General features: G+C 61.8%; 10 protein-coding genes. 6 read left to right on the top strand and 4 right to left on the bottom strand.

Going from position 1 to position 10,432, the window contains the following annotated elements; translation table 11 throughout:
- The first annotated feature begins 111 nt into the window (after positions 1-111).
- Positions 112-297, top strand: a complete 186-nt coding sequence (locus BJ6T_RS15920) for a hypothetical protein (protein ID WP_028170012.1) — start codon at positions 112-114, stop codon at positions 295-297.
- A gap of 340 nt (positions 298-637) precedes the next feature.
- On the opposite strand, the gene BJ6T_RS15915 is transcribed toward BJ6T_RS15920, so the two are convergent.
- The 3 genes from BJ6T_RS15915 to BJ6T_RS15905 form a co-directional block, all read right to left on the bottom strand.
- A complete protein-coding gene (locus BJ6T_RS15915) occupies positions 638-3,817 on the bottom strand; it encodes an efflux RND transporter permease subunit (RefSeq protein WP_014493453.1) in 3,180 nt (1,059 codons plus the stop codon).
- Complete coding sequence (locus BJ6T_RS15910; protein WP_014493452.1) at positions 3,814-5,034, bottom strand: efflux RND transporter periplasmic adaptor subunit; 1,221 nt, start codon at positions 5,032-5,034, stop codon at positions 3,814-3,816. The genes BJ6T_RS15915 and BJ6T_RS15910 overlap by 4 nt, the downstream gene beginning before the upstream one ends.
- 435 nt (positions 5,035-5,469) lie before the next feature.
- On the bottom strand, positions 5,470-6,003 hold the full coding sequence (locus tag BJ6T_RS15905) for a peroxiredoxin-like family protein (protein ID WP_028170013.1): 534 nt from the start codon (positions 6,001-6,003) through the stop codon (positions 5,470-5,472).
- Positions 6,004-6,477: 474 nt separating this feature from the next.
- On the opposite strand from BJ6T_RS15905, the gene BJ6T_RS43605 reads away from it, so the two are divergent.
- The 5 genes from BJ6T_RS43605 to BJ6T_RS15880 all read left to right on the top strand — a co-directional run bounded on the left by BJ6T_RS43605 (position 6,478) and on the right by BJ6T_RS15880 (position 9,862).
- A complete protein-coding gene (locus BJ6T_RS43605; RefSeq protein WP_014493450.1) occupies positions 6,478-6,969 on the top strand; it encodes an OsmC family protein in 492 nt (163 codons plus the stop codon).
- Positions 6,970-7,238: 269 nt separating this feature from the next.
- Positions 7,239-8,156, top strand: coding sequence for an NADP-dependent oxidoreductase (locus tag BJ6T_RS15895; protein ID WP_028170015.1), 918 nt, complete (start codon positions 7,239-7,241; stop codon positions 8,154-8,156).
- 177 nt (positions 8,157-8,333) lie between these two features.
- A complete protein-coding gene (locus BJ6T_RS15890; RefSeq protein WP_014493448.1) occupies positions 8,334-8,969 on the top strand; it encodes a nitroreductase family protein in 636 nt (211 codons plus the stop codon).
- A 34-nt stretch (positions 8,970-9,003) separates the two neighbouring features.
- Positions 9,004-9,549 carry a carboxymuconolactone decarboxylase family protein gene (locus BJ6T_RS15885; protein ID WP_028170016.1) on the top strand — a complete coding sequence of 182 codons (546 nt, stop codon included), beginning with the start codon at positions 9,004-9,006 and terminating at the stop codon, positions 9,547-9,549.
- 91 nt (positions 9,550-9,640) lie between these two features.
- Entirely contained in the window at positions 9,641-9,862 is a 222-nt protein-coding gene (locus tag BJ6T_RS15880) for a hypothetical protein (RefSeq protein ID WP_141378903.1), read from the top strand.
- A 103-nt stretch (positions 9,863-9,965) separates the two neighbouring features.
- Here the strand turns inward: BJ6T_RS15880 and BJ6T_RS15875 are convergent, their stop codons facing one another.
- The gene (locus BJ6T_RS15875) at positions 9,966-10,424 is read right to left on the bottom strand and encodes a DUF3788 domain-containing protein (RefSeq protein ID WP_014493445.1); all 459 of its coding nucleotides are present in this window, start codon (positions 10,422-10,424) and stop codon (positions 9,966-9,968) included.
- Positions 10,425-10,432 lie beyond the last annotated feature (8 nt).

The raw sequence follows: 10,432 nt of genomic DNA, 5'->3' as shown, positions 1-10,432 counted from the left end.
GAGGTCCAAGGTGCGTCGATCGCTTCACGGCGCGCCACCAGGGTGAGCACAATTGGATAGGCTGGTTCCAACACGCTTCGACCAGTCGCCCGAAAACCGCGCGAGGGCGTCATGACGCTTCAGATCTCACAGCGAGGCAAAGAATATTTGAGGACTGCGAAGACCTTGCTTCGCTCTGCCAAAGCCATGACGGACCAAGTGATTGCGGCTCAGCTTAAGGCTCTTGCCGACGACCACGAGCGGCGAGTCAAGAAGGCTTCGCTCGACGGTACAAGAGATTGCTCGATCCGCCGCTAGACTACAAGTGAAATGCGTGAGCCGTCGAATAGGCGTCGCGGCAGCGGCCCAGCGGCCGCTACGCTGGAGCTGCCAACGTCGATCCCGTCTACACCTCGACGTCCGGCGCAACCCGTGCCGGTGCGGTTCGCGATCAACAACATTCCGCGGGTGTGCGGCTAGACCGCGCCGGTTCGATTCCCGCCGGCATCCGAAACCGGTGCTCATCGAGGCCGATCGCCGCCGCGGCGAGGAACATCTTTACCGCCCATGTGAGGCCGCCCCGCACATCGTCGGCGTTCTTGATCCGCCCTCTTCGCGCGAGTGTCCCCGCTTCATCGCGCACCGCGGTCAACGCGGCTCATTCCGCCGCCGCCGCGGCCGCGCTCGGCTGAATTGGCCTGCCCTCGTTCTTGCCTTCCGCGAGGTTGCGCACCACCACATAGAAAATCGGCGTGAAGATCAGGCCGAACAGCGTGACGCCGAGCATGCCGAAGAACACCGCGACGCCGACCGCCTGGCGCATCTCCGAGCCCGAACCAGTCGAAATCACCAGGGGCAGCACGCCGAGGATGAAAGCAAACGAGGTCATCAGGATCGGCCGCAGGCGGAGCCGGCAGGCCTCGATGACAGCCTCCAGCCGCGACCTGCCCTCAAGCTCGATGTCGCGCGCGAACTCGACGATCAGGATCGCGTTCTTGGCCGCAAGTCCGACCAGCACCACGAAGCCGATCTGGGTTAGGATGTTGACGTCCTGACCCATGAAGCGCACCCCGATGGTGGCCGCGAACAGGCACATCGGCACGATCAGGATCACCGCGAACGGCAACGTCCAGCTGCCATATTGCGCTGCCAGCACCAAGTAGACGAACAGCACACAGATCGGGAACACATAGAGGCCGGCATTGCCACCCATCACCTGTTGATAGGACAGATCGGTCCATTCGAGAGAAAAGCCGCTCGGCAACGTTTCGTCGGCCAATCGCTTGATGGTGCTGAGCGCTGTGGCCGAGCTTACGCCCGTCGCCGGCTCACCTTGCACCTCGGACGTCGAGTAGAGATTGTATCGCGCCACACGATCGGGTCCCGAGATGTCCTTGAAGTCAACGACGCTGCCGAGCATCACCATGTCGCCGGCCGCGTTCCGGGTACGCAGCCGCGCGAGATCGGAAGTCTCCTTGCGGAATGGGAGATCGGCCTGCGCGGTGACGTGATAGGTACGCCCAAACAGGTTGAAGTCGTTGACATAGGTCGAACCGAAGTAGGTCTCGATCGTGTCGGTGATGTTGGCGATGGGGACTGCGAGCTTCTGCGCTTTGACACGATCGATATCGACAAACAGCTGCGGCGTATTCGCCGTGAAAGGCGAGAACACCGAGGTCAGATTTGGCGACTTACGGGCGGCGGCGACGAGCTCGTCGGTCGCCGCTGCGAGCAGCTCGGGACCGCGCCCTTGTCGATCCTGGATGCGGATGGCGAAGCCGCCGCCAGTGCCGATGCCTGGCACCGCGGGCGGTGGAATGACGATGATGAAGGCGCCCTGGATCGCCGACAGCCGCTTGCGTAGATCGGCCGTGATCGCGTTGGCCGACAATCCCCTCTTCTGCCGCGCCTCCGGCTCGTCGAACACCGGGAATAGCGCTGCGGCATTACCGGCCTGCGTGCGCGTCGCGCCGGAGAACCCGCTGAACGCCCCGACGCGGACGATACCTGGCGTATCCAGCGCGATCCGCTCGATTTCGCGCACCACCGCAGCGGTCCGCGCCAGCGACGCGGCGCCTGGCAATTGCGCCGAGATGATGAGGTAACCGCGATCCTGCGCGGGAATGAAGCCCTGCGAAGTGGTGACGAGCAGCCAGCCGGCGCTGCCAATCAGCCCGAGATAGATCACAAGCATCACCATCGTATGCCGGATCACGAAGTCGGCGGCGGTCGCGTAGCCGCGCGCTAGGCGATCGAAGATGCGGTTGAACAGCGCGGTGAAGCCGTCCCAGCCGCGCGCAATGACGTTCCAGCGCGCCGGCGGACGTTTCTCCTCGTGTGGAGTAAGGATCTGGGAGGCCAGTGCCGGCGACAGTGTCAGCGAGCAGAAGCAGGAGATCGCGGTCGCGACTGCGATGGTGACGGCGAATTGCTGGAAGAACTGCCCGGAGATACCGCCCAGGAAAGCTGTTGGCACGAACACTGCGCAGAGCACGAGTGCGATCGAGACCAGCGCGCCGCCGACTTCCTCCATGGTCTTGAGCGCCGCCTCGCGCCGGCTCATACCGTGCTGGAGGTGTCTCTCGACGTTCTCGACCACCACGATGGCGTCGTCGACCACGATGCCGACCGCGAGGACCAGACCGAAGAGCGTCAAATTATTGATCGAGAATCCAAGCGCGGCCATCACCGCGAAGGTGCCGACCAGCGACACTGGGATCGCGATGATCGGGATGATCGCAGGCCGCCATCCCTGCAAGAACACCAGCACCACGATGACGACGAGCGCCATCGCCTCGTACACCGTCTTAATCAGCTCATGGACCGATTGGGCGATGAATTCGGTGGGGTTGTAGCCGATATTGTAGTCGAGGCCCTTCGGAAAACTTTCCTTCAGCTTCGCCATGGTGGTGGAGATTGCCTTCGCCGTGGCGAGCGCGTTCGATCCGGGCCGTTGCGTCACCACCATTGCGACGGCCGACTTGCGTAGTATGCGGCTGCTGGTGGCGTAGGAGAGCGCACCGAGCTCGACGCGGGCGACGTCGCGCAGACGTACGGTGCGGCCGTCGGAACCGGCCTTCACCACGATGTCCTCAAACTGCCCGATATCCTTGAGGCGGCCAGTGAAGACGAGGTTCGGCTGGAGCGCGCGATCGGCGATCGGCGGCTCAGCGATCTGTCCGCCGGTGATCTGCAGGTTCTGTGCGCGGATCGCCGCCAGCACCTCGCCCGATGTCAGACCGACATCAGCGATCCGGTCGGGATCGAGCCACAGTCGCATCGAGTAGTCGCGCGCGCCGAACATCTGGATGTCACCGACGCCGTCGAGCCGCAAAAGCTGATCGCGCACCTGCAGCAGCGTGTAGTTGGAGATGTAGAGCTGATCGAACGAGTCGTCGGGCGACAGCACGAATACGGCCATCAGGATGTCGGGCGAGTTCTTGCGGGTTACGACGCCGTTGCGCTGCACCTCGTCCGGCAGCCGCGGCTGCGCAATCGCGACGCGGTTCTGCACAAGTACCTGCGCCTTGTCGAGGTCAATACCGAGCTTGAAGGTGACGGTGATGGTGAGCTGGCCGTTCGAGGTCGCCTGACTGTAGAGATACAGCATGTCCTCGACGCCGTTGATCTCCTGCTCGATCGGGGCTGCCACCGTGTCGGATACGGTCTGCGCGGAGGCGCCGGGATATTGCGTGGTGACGGTGACGGTCGGCGGCACCGCCTGCGGATATTCCGAGACCGGCAGCGTCTGGTAGGCGATCGTGCCGACGATCACAAGCACGATGGACAGTACCATCGCCAAGATGGGCTGGTTGATGGAAAGCTTTCCGAGATTCATGGCCTCGCACCTGCCGGAGCCTTGTCGTCTGCCGGCGCCTGCGCCTTTTTCGGTGTCACCTTGGCGCCGACGCGCGCACGCTGCAGCCCGTCGACGATGACCTGATCCTCCGGCATGAGGCCCTCGCGAATCACGCGCAGCCCCCCATCGAGCGGCCCGAGCATCACCGGCCTTACATCTACCGTGTTGTCTGCCTTGACCACGAACACGATCTTGCGCGACTGGTCGGTGGCTATAGCGGTGTCCGGAATCAGCAGCGCCTCATAGGGCGACGAGCCGATGATCCTGACGCGGCCAAACTGCCCCGGGAGGATCGAGAGATCCTTGTTCGGGACAATCGCGCGGCTGCGCAGGGTCGCAGTCGAAATGTCCAGTCGATTGTCGAGGAAGTCCATCTTCCCCTCATGCGAGGGCTTTATCTCCCCGGTCAGCGTCACCTGCACGGGATTTGACGTATCGCGCGAACTCGGCCGCTTGCCTTCGAACCACAGCCTGCTGTTGCGCTGATAGGTCGCCTCGTCGACGTCGAAATAGATGTAAATCGGATCGAGCGACACGATCGAGGTGAGCAACGTCGCGCCGCTATCGGCGCCCTGCACGAGGTTGCCGGGGGTCACCAGATGGCGACTGACGCGGCCGGTGATCGGCGCCAGCACGTGGGTGAATTCGACATTGAGCTGCGCGGCCTTCAGCGCACCCTCGGCCTGCGTCTCGGCCGCATAGGCCGCCTGCAAGGCCTGACGGCGCTGATCGACGACCTGCACCGAAACTGCGCTGGTCTGGACTAGGTTCAGCCCACGGTCGAGTTCACGCTTGGCAAGCTCTGCCTTGGCCCGCGCGTCGTCGAGTTGGCCCTGCGCTTGTGAGGCGACCGCCTCGAACGGGCGCGGATCGATGATGTAGAGCAGATCGCCGGCATGAACGATCGCACCGTCTGTGAACTCGACGCTGTTGACGAAGCCACCGACACGGGCACGGACCTGAACCTCCTGTATCGCCTCAAAGCGGCCGGTGAACTCGTCCCAGTCAGTGACCGTGCGCTTGACTGGTTGCGCGACTGTAACCAGCGGCGGTGTAGGCGCAGCCTCCTGTGACTGTGCCTTCTTGTCGCAGCCGGCGAGCGCCAGCGCGAACAGCAGACCGATCGGTGCGACGCAACATCGTGGAAAGCGATAGAACGAACCGCGATCGAGCTGAGATGCCGGTCTATCAGTCATACTCACTTCCGTCTCTCCAAGAACCCAGCGCGATGATCTAGATTACGTCGTTGCTTCGCATATCGACCCACTGCGCTCTCGATCTTTCATCGTGATCCGCGCCTGGATCGCAGAACCGCCGGTTCAGGCTCGACGATGTTTTGGAGAATGGCCTTGCAATTCCGGCGACGGAAATCACCTCTCGCCATGAACTCGATAAACGGCCGTTATTGCCGCTCGCCGCGCGAACGCGATGCCGTAGCGAGGAATGCCGCAGGCCGCATGGAACTCGAAACCGCGACGTCTTATTCTGCGGAGAATTCCGAGTCACGCTCGGCCAGAGCCGGTAAGATCAAACAAACCCGAAACAACCGGGCCGAACAGAGAATCACACAGTAGCTAGCGTGCAGCGGCCTTCATGTTCACGGCTGTGCCGGTAGCTAAGCCAACGGCCGCTCAGAGAGGGCCGTCATACTCGCCACGCGCCGGATAATCCCTGGCGATAGCGAAATCGATCGCCTGAAGCAATTCCGAGAACAGCGGACGTGCGAACGGCATTGTTTGAACCGCACCGTAATACAAAGTGCCATCCGGTCGGATGAGAAATACGCCGGGCTCCGAAAACAGTGACGGCTCCTCGATGTTGATCGATGTCTTTCCACGCGACGACGAAATATAGAGACCCCACTTGCGAGCAACCGCCAGCGGCAGCGAATATCCGAATCGCAAGCTGGCGCCGACCTTGTTTGCCATTTCCTGAGCGCGCTCGCGAACGTCAGAGCTGATAGCGATGACCTTTGTACCGCGACGCTCATACTCGGGTATGAGCGATTCCAGCTCGCGCAGATACTTGAGGCAGACCGGGCAATGGAGTCCGCGATAGAAGCATATCAGCGTAAACAGCTTCGGCGCGTCGGCGGCAAGATCAAAGTCGCCATGAGCAAGGGTCGGCACGCGCAGTTCGGGAACCGATCGACGAGGCAGCAGCATTCTCTTCTCCGCAGTGTTTTCCCAGTACGTCGGGAATTCCGGCACCCACTGATCGCCCACGAGCCATCACGCCGCCCCCTGCAGGGTGAAACTACGTCGCCGCCCCCTAATTGAGAAATGTCCGACCGTTATGATTTCCATTCCCGCGCGTTGTTTCTCCGACCGAGACTTCGCCTCGACGAAAGTCAATGCGTTGTCGCGAGCGGAAGACCGTCAAGCCCGGCGCGCGGGTTCACGGATTTCCTCGTCGCAGAGCTTCGGCACCGACTCCCGAAGCATTCCTGGTGGTTATCGACATGATAGCTTTACCCGAATGGTCGCCGGATTTAGTTGCTGAACGCGCCGGCCGGAGCGGACCCGGAGCGGACGCGGCGCTGAGACCTCGCACTATCTTCAAGACCCGTTCTGCGCTGCTTGCTGGCGTTCACGTCGTCGAAGCCGGTGGTCGATCATTCGAACAATCGGAACCTAGTCATGACCAAGATCCGCGAAGTTGTTGTCGTAAGCGACCCCACTAATCATGATGCACTGGTATGCCGTGTCGGCGGCTCTCAGTTTACTGTCGGCGGCCCGGATGGCGTCGGCAGCATTTCTTCTGGTCCCAATCCTTACGACCTCCTTAGCGCATCTCTCGCCGCATGCACCGCTATGAGCATTCGTTTTCAGGCTCGACGCCAAAGACTTCCGCTGGAGCGGCTGGAAGTGAGCGTCAGCTTCCGCCATGGCGCTCAGGGCGAACGAGATTCGTTCGCACGCACCCTCGTGCTGGACGGAGAACTCGATGCGCATCAGCGCGCGCTCCTGCTGGAAGCCGCAAACCTCTGTCCTGTCGGCAGGATTCTCGGCATCGGTGCCGCTATCAACACGCGCCTGGACGCTACTGCTTCCGGCCACAGCCCAAGCACTCAGGCCAGCTACGAGGATGATCTGGCTCAACTCCCGATCCCGAATATCACTCCGGATTGAGCATCTCTCGTGCCGTCGATCGCTGTACCGGCGCATCGCAGCCTATCAAACCCGCATTGCAGCTCTTTCTTGCGTCCTCAGTGCCCGGAGATCCTCCATCGTGGGGCATTCGCTCCGACGTTCACTGCCGACGCGCTTTGATCTTTCGTGTCGATGGCATCGATTCCATAGCCACAGGTCATTGGACCATCGAATTTCGCGATCGTATTTTTGTTCGCCCGCGAGGCAAATCGGAAGATGACGACATACCACACACGAGGAGGTTGGCGATGAGGGCAATCGTCGTGGCAGACCAAGCTGCGGGAATGGCCGGGATGAAGCTGGTGGAGCGACCCGAACCGCGGCCAGCAATAAACGACGTCGTCGTTCAGGTTCATGCGTCAGGATTCGTTGGAACCGAGCTGTCGTGGCCTTCGACGTGGACCGATCGCCTCGATCGTGACCGAACACCGTCGATTCCCGGGCACGAGTTGGCTGGAGTGGTCACCGCTCTCGGATATGGCACGACGGGCCTGTCGGTGGGACAGCGGGTGTTCGGCCTCGCGGACTGGTATCGCGATGGCACACTGGCCGAGTATGTGGCGATCGAGGCACGCAACCTCGCGCCGCTGCCGGGCGACGTTGATTTCACGGTGGGCGCGAGCCTGCCGGTCTCGGGTCTGACCGCGTGGCAGGGACTGTTCGTGCACGGCCACCTTCAGGCGGGGCAGAGCGTCCTTGCGCACGGCGCGGCTGGCGCAGTCGGGTCGATGGTGACGCAACTCGCGCGTGAGGCCGGCGCCTATGTCATCGGCACCGGACGCGCCGCCGACCGTCAGAAGGCGCTCGACTTCGGCGCGAATGAGTTCGTCGACCTGGAGAACGACGCTCTAAAAGACGTCGGCCCGGTCGATCTGGTGTTCGATCTCATTGGCGGCGACATCGGGAAGCGCTCCGCGCGCCTGGCTCGATCCGGAGGAACGCTGGTGTCCATCGTCGGGCCGGCCAAGGCGCGGCCCGCCGATGGCCTGGCGGTCGACTTCGTCGTCGAGTCCGATCGTGCCCAACTGGTTGAGATCGTCCGGCGGGTTCGGGACGGGCGACTGCGCACGAACATCGGCCACGTAACGACGCTCGAAGATGCCGTCGCCGCCCTCAAACCGACAAAGCGGATCGGCGGGAAGACGATCATCCGCGTTCGTCCGTGAACGACCCACATTCGATGCACGCGGCTGTCGCGTCCTATCGGACGCGCCGCAACCCAGGAAACCACCACGGCCCCCGGGCATGAGATGCCAACCGGGCCTCCATCCCTGCGGCATATCAAGCAAAGAGAGCGAAAGCACTCGTTATCTCAAATCATCCCCTAACGCACAGGAATCAACATGACCAACAGACTCGCCATGACCAACGCTGTCATCGAATGTATCCTGAGCCGCAGCTCCGCCAAATACTACGACCCTGCCGCCACTTTGAGCGATGACCAAATCCGCGAGCTAGTGCGAATCGGCACTACTGCGCCGACATCCTTCCATTTGCAGAACTGGCGCTTCATCGCGGTACGCACGCCCGAAGCCAAGGCTCGGTTGAGTCCGATCGCCTGGAAGCAGCCGGCGATCACTGAAGCCGCCGTTACCTTTATCATCTGCGGCCAGTTGGCTGATTCCAGTGTAATTCCGGACCGCCTGGCGCCGGTGGTGGAGGCGGGTATCATGCCGGCAAAGTTGATACCGGATTGGGAAATCCCCGCACGCGATCTCTATAAGGACTACCCGCAGCGCCAGCGCGACGAAGCAGTGCGCACCGGCGCCTTCGGCGCGGCCGCCATGATCTATGCGGCCCGCTCCCTAGGCCTAGGTTCGACGCCGATGATCGGTTTCGATGCGGAAGCGGTGCACCGAGATTTTGGACTGGCCGAGGACGAAGTACCGGTCATGTTGTTGTCGGTAGGCGCCGAGCGCCCGGGAAACTGGCCACAAAAGCCGCGCCGTCCGGTGGCTGATGTGTTGGATCTCGTTTGACTATCTGTGAACCCAGCAACTTGCGAAGATTATGATGCCAAGAATTGCAGCTCTGAAACCGGACCAAGTGCCGGCCGATTCGAAAGCGACCCTCGATATGTTCACCAAGAACATCGGGTTCACCCCAAATATGATGGCGGCCTTCGCGGCAAGCCCGATCGCGTTCAACTCATGGGCCGCCCTGCTTGGCTCCTTGAGCAAGGCGCTAGACGTGAAGACGCGCGACAGCATCGGCCTCGCTGTCTCCGAAGTGAATGGCTGCGACTACTGCCTGACGGTTCACAGCTTTACGGCCAATCATATGGCCAAGCTGCCCGCCAATGAAATCACTCTCGCCCGGAAGGGCCATGCCACCGACCCGAAGCGGGACGCCGCCATTCAGTTTGCGCGCAAAGTCATCGAGACCCGCGGCAAGGTTAGTGACGCCGATCTGAAAGTCGTCCGCGATGCAGGCTACACGGATGCGAATGTCATCGAGATAGTCGCGCTGGTGGCCATGTACTCTCTGACGAACTTCTTCAACAACGTGTTCGATCCCGAGAAGGACTTTCCTGCCGTTGCGCCGGCTGGCTCGATCTGAACTCAACCCATTCGCATCGACGATCTCTGAGGACGCTCTGTGCGAGCATGACGCAAGAGCCCGGATGCACCCAGGAAGGATTCTTGGGAATGTGTCCGGGCTTTTGGTTGCCGCGAATACTGTCGCCGTCCTTCGCCAAGGCGGCCACGAAGTGATCACAGCGCCGCGGAAAGCGGGCGGCAACACCGTCACCGGCGAAGGGTTCAAAGAAGCCATTGCCGACAGGCAGGTGGTGACCGACGTCTCCAATGCGCCGTCATTTGACGTCGAGGCGCCGGAGCCCTTCGACGGGGCACTCAAGGGATCGCTCTAGGCCGCCAGATCGCCCACTAGGACGATGACGTCGCTCCGCCGCACAAGAAGATGTTCGATGCGCGCGCCTATCTCATCTGGAAGTCGACCATGGCGCGGGCATCTCAACCGCGTGACCGCGAGGGAGGGCGCTTCAGACTTAGAAGCTCCGTCACGTCATGCCGATCGGCTGCGGATGAGATCGCAACTTTCAACCATTTTCCGTCAGGGTATGTTCGGGTTTCATCATAGAGCTTCACCAGCTGCGAGCGCCACCCGTAACGCCGCGCCTCAAACTTCTCTCGCTCTGCTGCCCCCAGGACCACCTCGACTGAAAACAGCCTGTATTCCGGCAGGAAAGTGCAGAATGCCTTGGATTTCTTGTAACGCAGGGACCAACCACGCTTCTTGCCACGATAGAGCCAGTCCGGCACGAAAACACCGGGGTAGTATGCCTCGATCCATTTTCGCAGCTCGGCCCAATGCCCGAACGCCTTCGGCCCGATCCAGTCTCGGACAGTGCTGTCGTCGGGCAACGCTGATTTGTCGGTGATCCTGTCGCCGATCTGGGGGGACTGTTCCATGCCGCGTT

Source organism: Bradyrhizobium japonicum USDA 6 (genome assembly GCF_000284375.1).
In the GTDB taxonomy this organism is placed as follows: domain Bacteria; phylum Pseudomonadota; class Alphaproteobacteria; order Rhizobiales; family Xanthobacteraceae; genus Bradyrhizobium; species Bradyrhizobium japonicum.
This window is presented reverse-complemented; position numbering and strand designations above follow the sequence as displayed.